16 protein-coding genes are annotated in these 17,488 nt (G+C 66.4%); 9 read left to right on the forward strand and 7 right to left on the reverse strand.

Translation table 11 applies throughout. The features are described from left to right. Positions 1 to 41 precede the first annotated feature (41 nt). Both HBF24_RS05085 and HBF24_RS05090 read left to right on the forward strand, forming a co-directional pair. Complete coding sequence (locus HBF24_RS05085; protein WP_167169864.1) at positions 42 to 602, forward strand: GNAT family N-acetyltransferase; 561 nt, start codon at positions 42 to 44, stop codon at positions 600 to 602. Beyond that, positions 599 to 919, forward strand: coding sequence for a non-heme iron oxygenase ferredoxin subunit (locus HBF24_RS05090; RefSeq protein ID WP_167169867.1), 321 nt, complete (start codon positions 599 to 601; stop codon positions 917 to 919). Before HBF24_RS05085 ends, HBF24_RS05090 begins: the two co-directional genes overlap by 4 nt. Before the next feature lie 16 nt (positions 920 to 935). Here HBF24_RS05090 and HBF24_RS05095 read toward each other — a convergent pair whose 3' ends face one another. Further along, entirely contained in the window at positions 936 to 3,464 is a 2,529-nt protein-coding gene (locus HBF24_RS05095) for a sulfite reductase flavoprotein subunit alpha (protein ID WP_167169869.1), read from the reverse strand. Between the two features lie 208 nt (positions 3,465 to 3,672). Between HBF24_RS05095 and HBF24_RS05100 the strand changes: the two genes are divergently transcribed. Both HBF24_RS05100 and HBF24_RS05105 read left to right on the forward strand, forming a co-directional pair. Next, on the forward strand, positions 3,673 to 5,913 hold the full coding sequence (locus tag HBF24_RS05100) for a M1 family metallopeptidase (protein ID WP_240922200.1): 2,241 nt from the start codon (positions 3,673 to 3,675) through the stop codon (positions 5,911 to 5,913). Beyond that, positions 5,910 to 6,818 carry a hypothetical protein gene (locus HBF24_RS05105; protein ID WP_167169872.1) on the forward strand — a complete coding sequence of 303 codons (909 nt, stop codon included), beginning with the start codon at positions 5,910 to 5,912 and terminating at the stop codon, positions 6,816 to 6,818. The genes HBF24_RS05100 and HBF24_RS05105 overlap by 4 nt, the downstream gene beginning before the upstream one ends. Positions 6,819 to 6,836: 18 nt before the next feature. On the opposite strand, the gene HBF24_RS05110 is transcribed toward HBF24_RS05105, so the two are convergent. The 4 genes from HBF24_RS05110 to HBF24_RS05125 form a co-directional block, all read right to left on the reverse strand. Next, positions 6,837 to 7,394 (reverse strand): HutD family protein, encoded by a 558-nt coding sequence (locus HBF24_RS05110; RefSeq protein ID WP_167169875.1) that lies wholly within the window; start codon positions 7,392 to 7,394, stop codon positions 6,837 to 6,839. 7 nt (positions 7,395 to 7,401) lie between these two features. Continuing rightward, on the reverse strand, positions 7,402 to 7,941 hold the full coding sequence (locus HBF24_RS05115) for a GNAT family N-acetyltransferase (protein ID WP_167169878.1): 540 nt from the start codon (positions 7,939 to 7,941) through the stop codon (positions 7,402 to 7,404). 11 nt (positions 7,942 to 7,952) lie between these two features. Next, on the reverse strand, positions 7,953 to 8,414 hold the full coding sequence (locus HBF24_RS05120; RefSeq protein WP_167169881.1) for an SET domain-containing protein: 462 nt from the start codon (positions 8,412 to 8,414) through the stop codon (positions 7,953 to 7,955). A 114-nt stretch (positions 8,415 to 8,528) separates the two neighbouring features. Further along, positions 8,529 to 8,810: a helix-hairpin-helix domain-containing protein gene (locus HBF24_RS05125; RefSeq protein ID WP_167169884.1), complete on the reverse strand. Its 282-nt coding sequence runs from the start codon at positions 8,808 to 8,810 to the stop codon at positions 8,529 to 8,531. A gap of 245 nt (positions 8,811 to 9,055) precedes the next feature. Between HBF24_RS05125 and HBF24_RS05130 the strand changes: the two genes are divergently transcribed. The 3 genes from HBF24_RS05130 to HBF24_RS05140 all read left to right on the forward strand — a co-directional run bounded on the left by HBF24_RS05130 (position 9,056) and on the right by HBF24_RS05140 (position 11,890). Then, positions 9,056 to 10,480 carry a M20 family metallopeptidase gene (locus HBF24_RS05130; protein ID WP_167169887.1) on the forward strand — a complete coding sequence of 475 codons (1,425 nt, stop codon included), beginning with the start codon at positions 9,056 to 9,058 and terminating at the stop codon, positions 10,478 to 10,480. 6 nt (positions 10,481 to 10,486) lie between these two features. After that, positions 10,487 to 11,200, forward strand: coding sequence for a YggS family pyridoxal phosphate-dependent enzyme (locus tag HBF24_RS05135; RefSeq protein WP_167169890.1), 714 nt, complete (start codon positions 10,487 to 10,489; stop codon positions 11,198 to 11,200). Between the two features lie 120 nt (positions 11,201 to 11,320). Further along, positions 11,321 to 11,890 (forward strand): C40 family peptidase, encoded by a 570-nt coding sequence (locus HBF24_RS05140; RefSeq protein ID WP_167169893.1) that lies wholly within the window; start codon positions 11,321 to 11,323, stop codon positions 11,888 to 11,890. Positions 11,891 to 11,913: 23 nt separating this feature from the next. Here the strand turns inward: HBF24_RS05140 and HBF24_RS05145 are convergent, their stop codons facing one another. Beyond that, positions 11,914 to 12,543, reverse strand: coding sequence for a 2OG-Fe(II) oxygenase (locus HBF24_RS05145; RefSeq protein ID WP_167169896.1), 630 nt, complete (start codon positions 12,541 to 12,543; stop codon positions 11,914 to 11,916). Between the two features lie 79 nt (positions 12,544 to 12,622). Here HBF24_RS05145 and HBF24_RS05150 point away from each other — a divergent pair, with 79 nt between their 5' ends. After that, a complete protein-coding gene (locus HBF24_RS05150) occupies positions 12,623 to 13,273 on the forward strand; it encodes a rhomboid family intramembrane serine protease (protein WP_167169898.1) in 651 nt (216 codons plus the stop codon). Between the two features lie 234 nt (positions 13,274 to 13,507). After that, positions 13,508 to 14,422, forward strand: a complete 915-nt coding sequence (locus HBF24_RS05155; RefSeq protein WP_206064180.1) for a LysR family transcriptional regulator — start codon at positions 13,508 to 13,510, stop codon at positions 14,420 to 14,422. Positions 14,423 to 14,531: 109 nt separating this feature from the next. Here the strand turns inward: HBF24_RS05155 and rapA are convergent, their stop codons facing one another. Continuing rightward, positions 14,532 to 17,375 (reverse strand): RNA polymerase-associated protein RapA, encoded by a 2,844-nt coding sequence (gene rapA / locus HBF24_RS05160; RefSeq protein WP_167169901.1) that lies wholly within the window; start codon positions 17,373 to 17,375, stop codon positions 14,532 to 14,534. Positions 17,376 to 17,488: the final 113 nt, after the last annotated feature.

Genomic DNA, 17,488 nt, shown 5'->3' on the forward strand with positions numbered 1-17,488 from the left:
TGCGTGGCCGGGGCCGCCACGCAGCCGTTATCATGGCGGCCATGAATCACGTTTCCGATCTCACTTTCCGCGCCGCCAACGTTGACGACATCGAGGCGATCGTTGCATTGGTGCAATCGGCCTATCGCGGTGATGTCAGCCGCCAGGGCTGGACCACCGAGGCCGACATCCTGGACGGGCAGCGCATCGATCCGGCGCTGCTGCGCAAGGACATCGAACGCGCCGATAGCCGCGTGCTGCTGGCCGAGCGCGATGGCGAACTGGTCGCCTGCTGTCACGTCGAAAAGCGCCCGGATGCCGGCTACTTCGGCATGTTTGCCGTGCGCCCGGGTCTGCAGGGTTCGGGCCTGGGCCGGCGTGTGCTGGCCCAGGCCGAGCACGTGCTGGCCGATGAGCTGGGCGTAAGCCAGGTGCGCATGACCGTGATCGATGTGCGCGAGGAGCTGATCGCCTGGTACGAGCGCCGCGGTTACGTGCGCACCGGCCAGTTCGCGCCGTTTCCCTACGGCGACGAGCGCTTCGGCATTCCGCGTCGTGATGATCTTCGTTTCACCTGGCTCAGTAAGTCGCTGGCAGGCACACCTGACGAGGCGGTGGCATGAGCGAGTGGATCGAAGTGGGCACGCGCAGCGAGATTCTGCCCGGCGAGTTCAAGATCGCCTGGGATGGCGATACACCGATTGCCGTCTACAACATCGACGGCGAGCTCTACGCCATCGAAGACACCTGCACCCACGACGGTGGCGAACTGGCTGGTGGCGAGGTGCATGGCTTTGAGGTGGAATGCCCGCGTCACGGCGCGCGCTTCGACGTGCGCACCGGCGCGCCGACCTGCGCGCCGGCGTATGAGCCGATTGCCAAGTTTCCCGTGCGTGAGGAAGGCGGCGTCATCTACACGCGTGACGACCGCTTCGACTAGGCCGCGCCCGCCGCGCTCAGAACAGTTCGCGCCGGTAGCGGCCCTCGGTATGCAGGGCGTCTAACGCCTCGGCGCCCAGCAGGGTTTCCAGCGTCATGTGCACGCCTTCGCCCATGGCCGGACTGCCGCAGACCATGATGTGCGCGCCGCGTTGCAGCCAGGCGCGCAGGCGCTCGGCGTCATCGGCCAGTGCCTGCTGCACATAACCATCGCCATCGCGCGAATAGCGCGTGTCGAGCACGGCCAGCACGCCGCGGGCATGCAGTGCCTTCAGCATGGCCTGCGCGTAATGGTCGCACTGGGCATGACGCTCGCCATGCACCAGCCACGCCGGTGCCGCGTCATGGCTGGTGCCGCGCTCGTGCAGAAGACCCAGGAATGGCGCGATGCCGACGCCATTGGCGATCATGATCAGGGGTACGTGCGGCGCCGGAGCGTGAAAGCGCGGGCAGTGCCGTACACGCGCCGGCAGCTCCATGATATCGGCATCGACCAGTGCCCGCGAGGCCAAACCATGGGCCCCGACGCGCAGCAGCAAGCGCACATGCGGACTGTCCGATGCCGAGGCGATGGAATAGCTGCGCGCTGACAGTGGTGCCAGTCCATCCAGCAGACGCTGCGCATCGGGCTTGGCCGGTCGGGTCGGGTGTCGTGGCAGCTCATGGTATTGCAGCGCCTGATAGAGCGTGGTTTCAGCGCCGGCGTGGGTGACCGGGGTGTCGCCATCCTGCGCCCATGCGTCCAGGCACGCACTGATGCGGCTATCCGACGGCGCCACCCGTACATCCAGCAGGTCGCCCGGCTGCCAGCGCGCGTCGGCGCCTTGCGGCGGTTCCAGTTCGATGGCCCAGACGGCGTCGCCGTCGCTGCCGGGGTTCAGGTGCTGGCGATGCACGATGCGCCATGGCTGCATGGCCGCGGCCGGCTCGATGTGCGAGGCGGGAATGTCGCCTTCGGCCACGCCCTCCCAATAGCGACTGAGCTCGGTACGCCATCGGTGCAGGGCCTGGGTGTCGCCCTCGTCGTATTCGATGGCCGGGAACAGGGCGTGGGCACCGGCCTGCTCCAGCCAGGTATCGAGACGGCGGCCGAAACCACAGAAGGCATCGTAACGGCGGTTGCCTAGCGCCAGCACGGCGTAGCGAAGCGACGATAGCTCGGGCACATCGGCGTGGCCCATGAATCGCCTTACGAAGCGCAGCGCATTGTCCGGTGGCCCGCCGTCGCCATAACTGGCGACCACCAACAGGGCCTGCCGACACGCCGCGAGCGTGCGCCGGTCCAGTGCACCCAGCGAGTGCACCTGCGCGGTCTGGCCGCCATCGCGCAGCCAATGGGCGGTGGCCCAGGCCAGGCGCTCGGCCGTGCCGCTCTGGCTGGCGAAGAACACATGCACCGGCTCGCCGTGAGGTATCACCGGTTGCATGGCATCGCGCTCGCGTCGGGCCTGGCCGGCGCTGCGTCGGCGCTTCAGCCACAGCCAGACACCGGTAATGAAAAACAGCGGCATACCCAGCGAGGCGAGGGACATCAGATACAGGCCCACACGGCCAAAGTAGCTGCCCGAATGCAAGGGGAACAGCGCGCCAACAAAGCGCTGTCCGCGAGGCTTTTCCGCCCATAGCTGACGCTGGGTGATGGCACCGCTGCGCGCGTCGATGCTCAACAGGTTCCAGGCGCGTTCGTGCGGCGAGTGCGTGGTCAGATAACGCACCTGCAAGGGTTTGCCCGCATCGCGGCTGGGCGTGAGCATGATGCGGTTGGCATCCGGGGCGCTGCGCCGTGTGCTGGCCCAGGCCGCATCCAGCGACAGCCACGGCCCCTGGCCGCTGGGTGCGCTGAAGCGGTGGTGGTGCGAGCGCCCTTGGACGCCGGCCAGGTGGTTGATGGCGTTGCGGTAGAAGCTGTAGCTCCACCACAGGCCGGTCAGCCCCGCCATCAGGTAGAACACCAGCACCCAGGTGCCGACGACGGCGTGCAGGTGCCACAGGAAATTGCGTCCTTCAAGGCGCGTATCCAGCGCCAGCCAGGCGCGCAGCGAGCGCATCTGGCGTGGCCAGCGCAGGATCAGTCCGCTCAAGGCCAACAGCACCAGCGCGGCGGTACTGGCGCCGACCAGTTGTTTGCCGACTTCGCCGGCGGTGAGGTTGCGATGCAGCTGTTCGGCGCCGTGGAAGAAGCCTTCACCGCGGACCGGCGCCAGTATCTGGCCGGTGTAGGGGTTGATCGCCACCTGTTCGCCGCCGCGGCGCTGTCCGGGGCGGCCCATGCGCACCATCACCGCCTGCTCGGGGCCATTCCACTCCACGGCGCGCGGCTGCAGCCCTGGATGGGCCTTTCGCGCGGCCGCCAGCCAGGCATCCGGGCCGGCCGCCTTGGCATGGGCCGGAGCGGTGACTGAAAGCTGGGGATTGATCAGCGCCAGCAGCGGCTTTTCAAAACCGATCAGACCGCCGGTAACGCCAATCACCACCAGGAACAGGCCGGCGCTCAAACCCAGAATCCAGTGCAGGCGGAACAGCACGCGCTTGAGCACAAACGGCATGGAAGGTGACTCGCAGTCGGGAAAGTGAAGGATTCAAACAGAAATGATAATGACTTGCAATTGCGTCCATGGGTTGAGGATGGCTTCTCGTCCGACCATTGCCTAACGCCGGCCATTTGTCGCACTCTTGGATGACAACGGCTGCGGTCGGGAAACCGCCAGGCGATACGAGGGACATCGCTCCGCGCCGACATCCAGGGGGATATTCATGCCGCTTCATGCACGCATGGGACGCCTGCGCGTCCTTTTGATTACCGGTCTTTGCTGGACGGGCGCGGCGCTGGCACAGGCGCCGCCGACCAGGCCATTGCCGGCGACCGCTTCCAGCGCCGCACCGGCCAGCGTCAGTTCCGTCGCACCGATCGGCTTTGCCGCCTCCGATGCCGCCGCCGTGCGCACGCCGTCATCGGCCGACGCCTGGGGTGGCGTGCACACCGGCATGCAGGCGCCGCTGTCCGATCGGGTGGTCAGCTACCAGATCGACGCGACCTTGCATCCGGATACGCATATCGTCGATGCGCGCCAGCACATGACCTGGCGCAACCGCAGCGATCGCCCGGTGCACGCGGTGTATCTGCATATGTATCTGAACGCCTTCGAAGGGCCGGGCAGTACCTTTTTTACCGAGCGGCGCCTGTTGGCCCAGGGCCATTCTCGCGGCAAGGCCAAGCTGAAAGCCGGGCAGTGGGGACATATCCAGCTCAACAGCGTCAGTCAGGGCGATGCGCCGGTGCGCTGGCGCTTTGTGCATCCGGATGGCGGCCCGACCAGCGACCACACCGTGGTGCGCCTGGAGTTGGCACAAGCGGTGCCCGCGCACGGCACGTTGAGCCTGGATATGGATTTCACCGACAAGCTGCCGCGCGTGGTCGAGCGCACCGGCTGGTTCGGCAAGTTCCACCTGGTGGCGCAGTGGTTTCCCAAGATCGGCGTGCTGGAGCTACCCGGTGAGCGTGGCGCCACCCAGCCGCAGTGGAACGTGCACGCGTTCCATTTCAACAGTGAGTTCTACGCCGATTACGGCCGTTACGATGTGCACCTGACCGTACCCAAGGGCTACACGGTGGGCGCGGTGGGCCGGCAACAGGGCAAGCCGGTGGCGCACGATGGCCAGCAGACCTATCACTTCGTGCAGGACGATGTGCACGATTTTGCCTGGGTTGCCGCGCCCGGCTATCGCGTGCTGCAAGGCAGTTACGACGGCGCTGGCAGTCCGCACGTCAAGGTCAAGGTGATCTATCCGCCCGAGTACAGCGCCAGCGCCGCGCCGGTGCTCAAGGCCACCATCGATGCGCTGGGCTATTTCTCCAAGACGCTCGGCCCTTATCCGTACCACACCGTCACCGCGGTGGTGCCGCCCTACAACGCCGGCGAGGCCGGTGGCATGGAGTACCCGACCTTTTTCACCGCCGAGGGCTACAAGTCGGTGCCGGAAGGCACGTTGACGCAGGTGCTGCTGGACTTTGTCACCATCCACGAGTTCGGCCACGGCTACTTTTACGGAATCCTGGGTTCCAACGAATTCGAGGAACCGATGCTCGACGAGGGCCTGAACGAGTTCTGGGATCAACGCATGCTGCGCGCACGCGGGCAGCTGATCGATCTGACCTCGCCGTTCCTCAAACTGCTGGGTTTTGACCCCAAGGTGCCGCCGTTCGTCTACGAGCGTTTTGCCGGTGTGCGCTTGCTCGATCCGCCGGCCGATCCCACCGGCGCCAACAGCTGGGATCGCATGAACAGCGAAAGCTACGGCACGGTGTATTCGCGCACCGCGACGGTGATGCATGATCTGGAATCGCGTATCGGCTCCGAGGCGCTGGAGAAGGGTTTCCGCGCCTATTACCAGCGCTGGCGCTTCCGTCACCCAAGTGTGGCCGATCTGGAGCAGTCGCTGGCCGAGGCTTCCGGCAAGCCCGAGGTGGTGCATCAGCTGTTCGACCAGCAGGTGTATGCCACCCATCACGTGGATGATCGCGTCGGCGCCTTCAGCAGCGAGGAGGTGCTGCCGCAACCAGGGTCGCAGTTCAAGGGTGGTCACTGGCAGGTGACCACCGCGGCCGACGTTCGCGCCACGATCGCGCGCACGCGCAAGCAATGGAAGGCCAATCACCCCGATGCCAAGCCGGGCACAGGGCCTTATCCCTGGCAAACGGTGGTGGTGCTGCGTCATGACGGCGCCGCGATGGCGCAGACGGTGCGTGTCAATTTTGCCGATGGTAGCCACATCGAGCGTACATGGGACAGCGCCGCGCCCTGGCAGCGCATGGTGTTCGAGCGCCCGGTCCGCGCCGTGTCGGTGCAGATCGATCCCGCGCGCAAGGCCTATCTGGATGCGAACAAGCTCAACGACAGCCGCACGCTGAAAGCAGACGGGGCCGCATCGCGGCGCTGGACCGCGCAGGCATCGGCCTTGCTCGAAACCCTGTTCGGCTCGCTGGAGACGCTATGAATACGGTGCCGCGTTCTGGATTGACCGGTTTTTTCGGCGCATTGGCAGCGGCGCTGCAGTGGCGCCTGCTGCTGTGGTGGATGCTGTTGCTGCTGATACCCACGGCGGTGGTGGCCATTCCGCTGTGGCGACATCTGGCCGGCATGCTTGATCACGCCGTCGGCACAGCTGGCTGGGCGCAGCATATCGACGCGCTGGCTGTTTCCGACGCGCTGGAAAATCTCATCTGCCAAGGCAGTGCGCCGGGTGGTGCGGGACTGGCCGGCATGCTGCTGGCGCTGTTGCTCTCGCCTTGGCTGACCGGCATGGTGCTGGCCAGCGCGCGCGCGCCACGCGTGGGTTTCATCGAGCTGGCGCAGGTCGGCCTTGCCGACTACGGACGCCTGTTGCGGCTTTTGATCTGGTCGGTGTTGCCGCTGGGTATTGCGGTGGCGGCGTTCGCCTTGTTGCAGCATGTGGCTGGCGGATATGCCGACAAGGCCGTGCTTGAAGGGGCGGCAGATCGGGTTTCGTGGGCGTGCACGCTGGCCGCCTGGCTGGTCTACGTGGTGATGCACACGATGGTGGAATCGGCACGAGCGGCGATGCTGATCGAACCGGGACTGCGCTCGGCCACGCGCGCGTTGGGGCGTGGCGTGATGCTGGTGTTGCGTCGTCCGCTGGCCAGCCTGCTGGGTTACCTTGCAGTCACCGCGATCGGTGCGGTGCTGTTGCTGCTGGTCGGCGCGTTGCGCCTGCATACCGGTGGCCCGGGGTTTGTGGGCATGCTGGCGGGGTTTGCGGTCACGCAAATGCTGGTGCTGGTGTTGGCGTGGATGCGCGCGGCGCGCTTGTTCGTGCTGGCCGGCGTGATGCATCACGCACCTTCACGTCGGCGCCGGGCACATCGATTGGCGCCGGTTTGAGCTCGGGGCAGGCGTTATTTAGTCAGGGTCCAGGCGCGCCAGCACCAGATCGCCGGCGCCATCGATCAGCACGCGGCGGCCGGCGCCGGGCTGCACCCACACCGGCTGGTCCGTGTCCAGGGTCAGCCGGTCGCCATCGGCCTCGCTGAGCTGGGCGCGACCGGCAGCCAGATAGACCAGCCAGCGCGCCGGTGGCAGCCATTGGGTTCCCAGCAATGGGCGGGCCAGCAACTGGGCGCGGTGACCGTGACGAAGCATCAGGTTGAAGGCGCGAGAGGGGCCTTGCGGCAGTTCGCAGCGGGTGCGGCCGGCGCCATCGAAGCGGTGTACCGCCAGCCGCGCGACCGGCGAGGGCTGGTCGTCGTGATGCAGCGTCAGTGGCGCATCCAGAGGGACGAGAAGCCGTTGCACACCGGGCAGCGTGGAAAACTCCCCCGGTTGCTCGATCTGCGCCACGCTGGCGCGCCAGTGCCAGTCATCGACCTCGGGCTCACGGGCCAGCTCGGTGGTCAGGCCGCCGCCATTGGCCCATGCCTCTGGCTGAAAAGGGCCGGGCAGTGGTGCAAAGGTCGGCACGGCGATGTCAGCCGACGGCAGACAGACGCTGACGCAGCGGCGGGTAATAGGCGAACACGTGGGTGGCCGCCCCCATGAAGTCGATCTCGTCGACGCGTTCGCCGCCCAGGCGCTGGGCGACGCAGTCGGAGCTTTCGTTGCCGTTGCGGACCAGGCTGATCACGCGCTGCGCGCGCAGCTTGCGCCAGGCGTAATCGAGTGCCGCCTCGCTGGCTTCGGTGGCGTAGCCGTGATGGCGGTGCTCGGGTTTGAGCATCCAGCCCAGTTCCATGTCGGGCCAGCCTTCCGGGCGCATCAGGCCGACACGGCCAAGGAAGGCGTTGTCGGACAGACGTTCCACGGCCCACATGCCGAACCCGCGCAGCTGCCAGTGGCCGGCCAGCATGGCCAGCGAGCGCCAGGCGTTCATGCGGTCCAGTGGCAGGCCGTCACCAACCCAGCGCGTACTCTCGACATCGGCCAGCATGCTGGCGTAGTCGTCGAAATGGCACTCGGTCAGCGCGGTCAGGCGCAGACGCTTGGTATGCAGAGTGGGGATGTCGAACATTGCGTATGAGGTCAGGCCGTCAATGCGGCCAGGGCGCGAGTGGAGACTGCCAGGCTTGTTGGCCAGTCGAAGCCGGTGATTGTCTCACCGGTGACCGCATCATTGAAAGTTTCGCTGATCCCGGGTGGCAGCAGGTGCCGATAATCGACCGTGATCTCCGTGCCTGCGGCGAGGTCGGCCGCGGCGAAGATGAAACCCAGGTGCCACAGCCCGGTCGGGGTGAAGCTATGGTTGACGTAGCATTCGTCCGGCCATTCCGGCGAAAGCGTGTAGCGGTCCTCGAACCAGCGTGCACTGGCTGACATCTGCGCGCTCAGCGCGGGATCGCGCTGAATCTGGCTCAGGCTGTAGGTGTGCTCGATGGCGTCTGGGGCAGTGATGATCTGGCCGGCACGCAGTGCCTGATCGAGAAACAGACCCTTGCCGGCTCCGGCCAGGGTGGAATCGGCAATACGATAACGCGGCAGGATCATGAAGGCGCCCCGGGAAGGTGGGCGAAGTCTAGGCCTGCTTCGGTCGCTATGGAAGTGCCTCGTGCAGCGCAGGGGGCCGCGCCGGCGACCGGGGCCGGCGCGGCGCCCAGGCGCCTACGATTTGCCGGCGTGAACCGGCTTCAGCTTGATGTCGGCACGGTTGTGGCTGACCGTCGCCGGGCCGATGCCCTTGACCTTGGTCAGCGCCTCGACGCTCTTGAAAGGTCCATTGGCCTTGCGATAAGCCACGATGGCCTTCGCCTTGGCCATGCCCACACCATCGAGGGATGCGGCGATAGTGGCGGCATCGGCGTGATTGACATCGACCGGCTTGGCGGCCAGCGCCGGCAGGCTGAAGGCAAGACCCAGCAGTAGTAGCGGCAGTTTTCGCATCATGCGTATCTCTCCATGTGTCATCCATGCGGCAGTCGCCGCATGGCGCACTGTTGCAGAGAACGTCGCAGCTGACTGTCGGCTTGGGGGCCGCTTTGTGCTCGCATGGGCCCTGCCATTTCGTGCGCCCGTGACGATCGCGGACGTGGGCATGAACTGATACTCCGGAGGGTCCATGCCGACAGCCCGTGAGGCTTTTTTTGCCCTGCTAGAATGAGGACCTTTACGCAGTTGCCGAGGAGCACTTCATGGACAGCACCCGGATCCAGTCGTTTGTCGAAGGTGTGTGGGACGAGGAGATCGTTCCGCAGCTGGTCGAGTACATCAAGATTCCCAACAAGTCGCCCATGTTCGACGAAAAGTGGGTCGAGCACGGCTACATGGAAGAAGCCATCGCGCTGATGGAAGGCTGGGCGCGCAAAAAGCTGGACAGGTTGCCCGGTGCCACGCTCGAGGTGGTGCGCCTGGAAGGCCGCACGCCGCTGATCTTCATCGATGTGCCGGGGCAGGTGGATGACACCGTGGTGCTGTACGGGCACCTGGACAAGCAGCCGGAAATGACCGGTTGGGACGATGACCTGGGTCCGTGGAAGCCGGTGCTGCGCGGCGACAAGCTGTACGGCCGCGGCGGCGCTGACGATGGCTATGCCATCTTCGGTTCGCTGACCGCTTTGCTGGCGCTGGCCGAGCAGGGCGTGCCGCATGCGCGCTGCGTGATCATGATCGAGGCCTGCGAGGAATCGGGCAGCTACGATCTGCCGTTCTATGTCGATCACCTGGCCGACCGCATCGGCAACCCGTCGCTGGTGGTTTGCCTGGACTCGGGCTGCGGCAACTACGAGCAACTGTGGCTGACCACCAGCCTGCGTGGCATGACCGGCGGCGAGCTCAGCGTCAAGGTGCTGACCGAGGGCGTGCATTCGGGCGATGCCTCGGGCGTGGTGCCGGACAGCTTCCGCGTGTTGCGCCAGATCATCTCGCGCCTGGAGGACGAGACCTCCGGTCAGGTGCGCCCGCAGGAACTGTACGTGGACATTCCCGAGGAGCGCCGCGAGCAGGCGGGCCATTGCGCCGAGGTGCTGGGCGACGCGGTGTTCGACAAGTTCCCGTTCGTCGAGGGCATGAAGCCGGTCAGCCACGATCGTGTCGAGCTGATCCTCAACCGCACCTGGCGTCCGCAGCTGGCGGTGACCGGTGCCGACGGCCTGCCGTCGCTGGACAGCGCCGGCAACGTGCTGCGTCCGGGCACGGCGGTCAAGCTCAGCCTGCGCCTGCCGCCGACGCTGGATGGCGTCAAGGCCGGCGATTTCGTCAAGAACCTGCTGGAGTCCGATCCGCCGTACGGCGCCAAGGTCGAGTTCGAGCTGGAAAAGAATGGCAGTGGCTGGCATGCCCCGGCACTGTCGCCGTGGCTGGCCGAGGCGGTCTCGGCCGCGTCCGAGCGCTACTTCGGCAAGCCGGTGGCCTACATGGGCGAAGGTGGCTCGATTCCGTTCATGGGCATGCTCGGCGCCAAGTTCCCCGAGGCGCAGTTCCTCATCACCGGTGTGCTGGGCCCGCACTCCAATGCGCATGGCCCCAACGAGTTCCTGCACATTCCGATGGGCAAGCGCGTGACCATGGTGGTGGCCGATGTGGTCGCCAGCCACGGCAAGCGCATGGCGCAGGGCTGAGGCGTCATGAGTGCCGATGCCGGACACGATCTGGCCGCGCGCTGGGCGGCGGTGCGCGAGCGCGTCGCCGCCGTCTGCCAGCGCGTCGGACGCGCACCGGGCTCGGTGCAGATTCTGCCGGTCAGCAAGACCTTTCCTGCCGATACGGTGCGTCAGGCTGCCAGCCTGGGCCTGACGCGCTTTGGCGAGAACAAGGTGCAGGAAATCCGCGAAAAGGCGGCCGCACTGGCCGATCTGTCGCTAGAGTGGGTGGTGATCGGCCACCTGCAGACCAACAAGGCCAAGGACGTGGCAAGGCTGGCCGCCGAGGTGCAGTCGCTGGACCGGCTGGATCTGGCCCAGGCCCTGCAGCGGCGGCTGGACCTGGAGGGGCGCCAGCTGGATGTGCTGGTGCAGGTGAAGACCTCCAGTGAGGACAGCAAGTTCGGACTGGCGCCGCAGGACCTGCCGGCATTTCTGGACACGCTGGCCGCCGATTACCCGGCCTTGCGCGTGCGCGGGCTGATGACGCTGGCCGAGCACAGCGACGATGAGGCCGTGGTGCGTGGTTGCTTCGCCCGCCTGCGCCAGCTGCGGGAAGAGGCGTTGGCGCGCGGTCATGCGCTGGAGCGTCTGTCGATGGGCATGAGCGGTGATTTCGAGTGGGCCATCGCCGAAGGCTCAACCGAAGTGCGCATTGGCTCAGCCATCTTTGGCGCACGACAGTATCAGAAGGCCTGAGATTTCGCTGAATTAGCCCGGATTTAACGACTCATCGACACAGCTTTGCTAGGTTCGCTTCACGCGGTCGTCACGTCCTCGGGCGGGCGGCCCTCTTCCGAACCTGGATGTGGACTGACGATGCGTATCCGCTCCGGCGCGTTCTGCGCCCTTGCTCTGTTCGTGTGTGCGTTCGCCGCCACCGCGCGTGACCTGCCGGTGGTCCCGGCCAATCACGAGGCGCCGCGCCTGGTGCTGGGTCCGGAAGTGGCCGATCTGGCCAGTTCGCCGCTGGTGCTGGACGCGCCACCGGTCGGCGCCAGTAATGCTGCGCAGCAGTCGCTGATCCGCATGGCGCTGACGCTGCGCGACATTGCCTATCGCTATGGCGGCAACCTGCCGTCCACCGGCTTTGATTGCAGCGGCTTCGTGCGCTATGTGTTTGCCCGCGTGATGGGTATCAACCTGCCGCACAGCTCGCGCAGCCAGTTCCACGAAGGCACCCGCGTCGCACGCAGCCAGCTGCATGCCGGCGATCTGGTATTTTTCCGCACCCGGGGCCGGCACGTCTCGCATGTGGGCATCTATTTGAGCGACGGTCGTTTCATCCATGCCCCGGCCGCCGGTCAAAGTGTACGGGTGGATACGCTGAGCTCGCGCTACTGGTCGCGCCGTTACATGGGCGCCCGGCGTCTGCTGGCGCAAAGCTGAGCCCCGCCAGCAATGCGTCGGCTTCACAATGTAGGCGGTGCGTCCCTGAGCGTGCGCCGGCGGAACCAGCCGGCAATGGAGATGCGTTCGCGTCGGGTCGGCAGCACTTCGTGATCGAACTGCGCTGACAGGAACAGCGCCAGCCGGCCGTGCTGCGGCAACACGTCATGATGGCCGCCATCGGGCAGGTACAGGCGCAGGGCACCGCCATCGGCCGGCGCCCAGTCCTGGTTGAGGTAGAGCACAGCACTGAGTACACGCGCGTCGTCGTCCTGGAAGCGGTCGCGATGGCGCGCGTAGAACGTGCCCGGTGGATAAAGCGCGTAGTGAGCCTCAAAGCTTTCCATACCCAGTAGCAGGCGTCGGTTGAGCGTGATGCGCAGGCTGTGCATGTGTTCGAGGAACTGCGCCTGCAGGGCGCTGTGGCGCGTATCCAGCCAGCGCGTGCGGTCACCGCGCACGCGTCGGTCGAGCATGTGCGAGCCACCGCGGCCGATACCGGCGCGGGTCAGTTGGTCTTGCTCATCCAGCTGCTGGCATTGCTCGGCCAGGGCCAGCAGCATGTCGGCAGGAAACAGGCGGTCGCTTACGCACCAGCCGTCGCGCTCCAGCGAATCGCCGAGCGTCTTGAACTCATCGGGGCAGATGGCCATCTAAGTCGCTATTGCCGTGCGAAGTGACGGCGTGCGCGGCGCACGATACCCTTTCCGGGCTTTTTCGCAAGGATTTTTGATGAACTTTGATTTGCCGCCGGTGACTCGTAACCTGCTGATCGCCAACGTGGCGGTGTATCTGCTGCAGATGCTGCTCGGCGACCAGATGCTGGCCTACTTCGCGCTGTGGCCGCTGGGACCGCATCAGCCGGCGATGACCTCGCATGGCGTGATCATGGTCGGTTTCCAGGTCTGGCAGCTGGTCACCTACGCGTTCCTGCATGGGGGCTTGATGCATCTGGCCTTCAACATGCTGGCCTTGTTCATGTTTGGTGGTGCCATCGAGCACACCTTCGGCAAGCGCCAGTTCCTGCTCTATTACTTTGTGTGCCTGCTGGTGGCTGGCATCTGCCAGCTGATCGTGCTGCACCTGATGGGCGGGCGCTTCGTGCCGACCTTGGGCGCATCGGGCGCCATCTTCGGCCTGCTGCTGGCGTTCGGCATGATGTATCCGCACGAGCGCATCATGTTGATCATTCCGCCGGTGCCAATGCCGGCCTGGGTGTTTGTCACCGGTTACGGCGCGGTGGAGCTGTTCCTGGGCGTGACTGGAACGGAGGCGGGCGTGGCGCATTTTGCGCACTTGGGAGGCATGCTGGGTGGCTTTGTGCTGATCCAGTACTGGCGCGGCAAGCTGCCGATCAAACCCAAGCGACGCCTGATGCGCTAGGTATTCGCGCGTCGGCCTTGCCAAAAAAGCCGGCGCCGAGGGTATGGTTGTTTACAGCGACGCCGTGTCATGGCTGCAGTGTGTGGGCAGCATGAGGCGGCAAGAGGCATTGGCATAAAACGGCGGGGCGGCCCGAGGGTGGGGTGGCCGGGCACGCTGGCGGGCTCGCATCTAAGGGCCTTGTCCGGGTATTGTATTGCCAAATTGAATTGTTAGAATTTCCAGAATTCTGCTATGGCATTGAACGTGGAACTCAAGAATCTCCGCTACCTGGTCGAAGTGGTGCGCCAGGGTAGTTTCTCGCGTGCGGCCGCGGCGCTGTACGCCACCCAGCCGACCATCAGCAAGGCGATCAGCCAACTGGAGTCGGAATTTGGTGCGCGCCTGCTCGAGCGCGGCCGACGCGGCGTGCGCCTGACCTCCGAGGGCGAGGTGGTGCATCGGCGCGCGCAGGCCATGCTGGTCGAGCGCGACAGCATGCAGAGCGATCTGGATGAACTGCGCGGCCTGCGTCGCGGCGAGTTGCGTCTGGGTTTGCCGCCGATGGGTTCCAACGTGTTGTTCGCGCCGCTGTTCGCGCGCTTCCGCCAAAGCCATCCGCAGATCGACATCAAGCTGCTCGAACGCGGCAGTCGGCGCCTGGAAGAGGCGCTTTTGAGTGGCGAGATCGAGCTGGCCGCCAGCCTGCTGCCAGTAGCCGAGCATTTCGAGTGGCAGTCGGTGCACGACGAGCCGATGGTGGCGCTGGTGCCGCGCACGCATGCGCTGGCCAAGGCGCAGACCGTGCGCCTGCAGGATTTGCGCGACGAGCCGCATGTGCTGTTTGAAAGCGGCCTGGCCTTGCAGACCATCATCACCAATGCCTGCATGCAGCGCGGTTTCATGCCGCATGAGGCGGCGCGTACCTCGCAGCCGGATTTTGCCATCGCGCTGGTGGCCGCAGGCCTGGGTGTGGCGGTGTTGCCGCAGATGGTGGCCGGTCAGCACGCGCAGGAAAACGTGGTCGCGGTGCCGCTGGACGAGCCGGATCTGCGTTGGCATCTGGCCTTGCTGTGGCGCCGGGGCGCGGGCCTCTCGCCGGCCGCCCGCGAGTGGCTGGCGCTGGTGGCCAGTGAACGCGAAGGCGTGTCGCCGGCAGCCGAGGCCTAAGACGACACGTCACATCGGCCCGGGCGATGCCCGCGGGCCGACGAAGGTCACAAAAAAAGGTCGGCCCCTCGGGACCGGCCTTTTTTCATGGGCGCGAAGCAGAATTGACTCAGCGCATGGCCAGGAAGTCCGGGCTGACCACAAAGCGCACCGCGTCCAGGCGCAGGCGCGCCGAGGGCAGGGCCAGCTCCAGCTGCGCCAGTTCATCGCTGACAGCCTTGACGTCGGCCTCGCTCACGGCCGGATTGACCCGCGCCAACGCCTCCAGGCGTTCGCGCTCGGCACCCAGTTGCGCGCGGGCCTGCTCCAGCGCCGCGTCAGCGTGCTTGGCGGCCTGGGCGCCGGCGACCGTCTCGGCGCGTTCGAGCATCGGCGGCACCAGCTTGGTCAGGAACTTGCGGTAACGGTTCACTTCGATCTTGCGTTCAGTGGCACGGCGCAGGGCCGGCGCCGAAGGCTCGAAGTCCGGACGCGGCAAAAGCCGTGTATCGATGGTCACCAGCAGCGGCTGCGGCGGCAGGAAGCGCGCCGCATCCAGGCTGTGATCGGCGATGCACTCGAGCACGAATACCGCCTGCAGCAGTGCGGTGCGCGCGGTCAGGCCGTCATCGACCAGGAACGCGGCGTTACCGGTTTCCGAGGCCAGCAGCAGATCCAGGCCGCCCAGCACCATCGGGTGATCCAGGCGCAGCAGGGTCAGTTCCTCGCGGGCCAGCGCGGTGGCGCGGCTGAAAGTGGCCGGCACCGGGCCTTCACGGAAGCCGGGGAAAGCATCGGTGGTCAGGTATTCGGGGTCCAGCGACAGCACGCCGGCGCCGATGTCGTCCACGTGCACGCCGAATTCTTCCATCAGGCGCAGCACGAAGCCCTCGCGGCCGCCGTCGGCATCTTCCGCGGCCAGGGCTTCGCCCAGCGCTTCGGCCTGCGGTTCGCGCTCGGTGGCCAGTTCCAGCAGGCGATCGCGGCCGCTGTTGACCAGCGTCTGCAGTTCCTCGTGGGTGCGCCGAGTCTCCTCGATCAGCGCTTCCAGCGCGGCGTCGTCGGCCTGGCCCTCGGCCTGGGCTTCGGCGCTTGCCACCAGGCGTTCGCCGAAGCGGCGCAGCAGTTCTCGGCCATCGGCCGGACTGGCATCGAAGGCGTCCACGCCTTCATCGAACCAGCGTGCCAGCAGCTGTTGCGCGGAGCCTTCCAGCACCGGCACATGGATGTCGATGTCGCTGCGCTGGCCGATGCGGTCCAGACGGCCAATGCGCTGCTCCAGCAGGTCCGGGTCCAGCGGCAGATCCCACAGCACCAGGTGATGGGCGAACTGGAAGTTGCGCCCTTCCGAACCGATCTCCGAGCACAGCAGCAGGCGGGCGCCGTCGGCCTGTGCGAACCAGGCTGCGTTGCGATCGCGTTGCAGCAACGACAGGCCTTCGTGGAAGCGTGCCACGCCGACGCCGCTACGGGTGCGCAGGGCGTCTTCAATGGCCTGCACCTTGGCCTGGGTGCGGCAGATCAGCAGGAACTTGTCATCGGGGTTCGTATCGAGCAGCTCGACCAGCGCCTCGATGCGCGGGTCGTTGTCGTAGATCGGCTCGAAGTCGCCGGGCGGCTGCTGGATGTCGGTCCGGAACTCTTCCAGCAGTGCGGCGTGGGCATCCGGATCGGCCAGATCGCCGGGCAGCTCGATGATGTCCGGCACACGGGCCGGGAAGCCGCCGACATGGGCGCGGCGGTTGCGGAACATGGCGCGGCCGGTGCCGTGGCGGTCGATCAGCGCGCCGAGCAGGGCGTCGGCGCTGCCATCGTGGTCCGGATAGCCGGCCAGCGCCGCCATGGCGGTGGCATCGTCGCCCAGGCGCTCGGCCAGGTCCGCGCCTTGCGCCTGGCTCAGCGTGTCGCCGGCGCGAATGGTATCGGCGATGTCCGACAGCGCGGCAAAATCGTCCGACTCGGTCAGATAGTGTTCCAGGTCGCTGTAGCGCGCCGGATCGAGCAGGCGCAGGCGCGCGAAATGGCCGGTGCGGCCGAGCTGCTCGGGCGTGGCGGTCAGCAGGATCACGCCGGGCGTGGCCTGGGCCAGGGCTTCGACCAGTTCGTAGCGCGGGCTGACCGCGTCCGGACGCCACTCCAGGTGATGGGCCTCATCGACGATCAGCAGTTCCCAGCCGGCGGCCAGCAGCTGTTCGCGACGCTTGCCGTCCTCGTCGCCGAACAGGCTGAAGCCGGCGATCACCAGTTGCTCGTCCTCGAACGGGTTGCGGCCGTCGCCCTCGGACTCGATGGTCTGGCAGCGCTCTTCGTCGAAGATGGCGAAGGCCAGGTTGAAGCGGCGCAGCAGCTCCACGAACCACTGGTTGACAAGCGCGTCGGGCAGCAGCACCAGCACGCGCTGGGCGCGCCCCGAGGCAATCTGGCGCGCGGCGATCATGCCGGCCTCGATGGTCTTGCCCAGGCCCACCTCGTCGGCCAGCAGCACGCGCGGCGGGCGGCGCGAGGCGGCCACGCCGGCCACGCGAAGCTGATGCGGCACCAGGTCGATACGCGAGGAGGCCAGGCCCCAGGCCGGCGAGCGACGCGCGTTGGCGCGGCGTTGCATGGCCTCGTAGCGCAGATCGAACTTGTCCACGGCGTCGACGCGGCCACCCATCAGGCGGTCGTCCGCCTGCGACACGCTCTGTTCGTCGTCGAGCTGGCCTTCATGCAGCTCGCGGCCCTCGCCGCGATAGGTGATCAGGCCGTCGTGGATTTCCACGCGCTCGATCAGGAAGGCCACGCCCTTGCCGGCGATGCGCTGACCGACGCGAAATTCCGCGCGGGTCAGCGGCGCCGTGTCCTGCGCGTATTGGCGCAGCACACCGGACTTGGCGAACAGCACCTGCACGCTGCGTCCATCGACGCGCAGCACGGTGCCAAGACCGAGCTCGGGCTCGGCAGCGGAGATCCAACGTTGACCAGGTACAAACATCGCGCACACGAGTAAAGCAGGGCCGCGAATTATCCTTGTCTGGCCGCCTTGTGCAAAGCGATAGCGATGAAATGGTTCACCGACGTGGTTTTTGCGCGAAGTGCCGGTGCCGC

This window comes from Oleiagrimonas sp. C23AA (genome assembly GCF_011759385.1).
Taxonomy (GTDB): Bacteria; Pseudomonadota; Gammaproteobacteria; order Xanthomonadales; family Rhodanobacteraceae; genus Oleiagrimonas.

Bases quoted from the DNA above. Each gene is read 5' to 3' on its own strand.
- HBF24_RS05085 (WP_167169864.1), top strand. From the start codon at position 42: ATGAATCACGTTTCCGATCTCACTTTCCGCGCCGCCAACGTTGACGAC.
- HBF24_RS05090 (WP_167169867.1), top strand. From the start codon at position 599: ATGAGCGAGTGGATCGAAGTGGGCACGCGCAGCGAGATTCTGCCCGGC.
- HBF24_RS05095 (WP_167169869.1), bottom strand. From the start codon at position 3,464: ATGCCGTTTGTGCTCAAGCGCGTGCTGTTCCGCCTGCACTGGATTCTG.
- HBF24_RS05100 (WP_240922200.1), top strand. From the start codon at position 3,673: ATGCCGCTTCATGCACGCATGGGACGCCTGCGCGTCCTTTTGATTACC.
- HBF24_RS05105 (WP_167169872.1), top strand. From the start codon at position 5,910: ATGAATACGGTGCCGCGTTCTGGATTGACCGGTTTTTTCGGCGCATTG.
- HBF24_RS05115 (WP_167169878.1), bottom strand. From the start codon at position 7,941: ATGTTCGACATCCCCACTCTGCATACCAAGCGTCTGCGCCTGACCGCG.
- HBF24_RS05120 (WP_167169881.1), bottom strand. From the start codon at position 8,414: ATGATCCTGCCGCGTTATCGTATTGCCGATTCCACCCTGGCCGGAGCC.
- HBF24_RS05125 (WP_167169884.1), bottom strand. From the start codon at position 8,810: ATGATGCGAAAACTGCCGCTACTACTGCTGGGTCTTGCCTTCAGCCTG.
- HBF24_RS05130 (WP_167169887.1), top strand. From the start codon at position 9,056: ATGGACAGCACCCGGATCCAGTCGTTTGTCGAAGGTGTGTGGGACGAG.
- HBF24_RS05135 (WP_167169890.1), top strand. From the start codon at position 10,487: ATGAGTGCCGATGCCGGACACGATCTGGCCGCGCGCTGGGCGGCGGTG.
- HBF24_RS05140 (WP_167169893.1), top strand. From the start codon at position 11,321: ATGCGTATCCGCTCCGGCGCGTTCTGCGCCCTTGCTCTGTTCGTGTGT.
- HBF24_RS05145 (WP_167169896.1), bottom strand. From the start codon at position 12,543: ATGGCCATCTGCCCCGATGAGTTCAAGACGCTCGGCGATTCGCTGGAG.
- HBF24_RS05150 (WP_167169898.1), top strand. From the start codon at position 12,623: ATGAACTTTGATTTGCCGCCGGTGACTCGTAACCTGCTGATCGCCAAC.
- HBF24_RS05155 (WP_206064180.1), top strand. From the start codon at position 13,508: ATGGCATTGAACGTGGAACTCAAGAATCTCCGCTACCTGGTCGAAGTG.
- rapA (WP_167169901.1), bottom strand. From the start codon at position 17,375: ATGTTTGTACCTGGTCAACGTTGGATCTCCGCTGCCGAGCCCGAGCTC.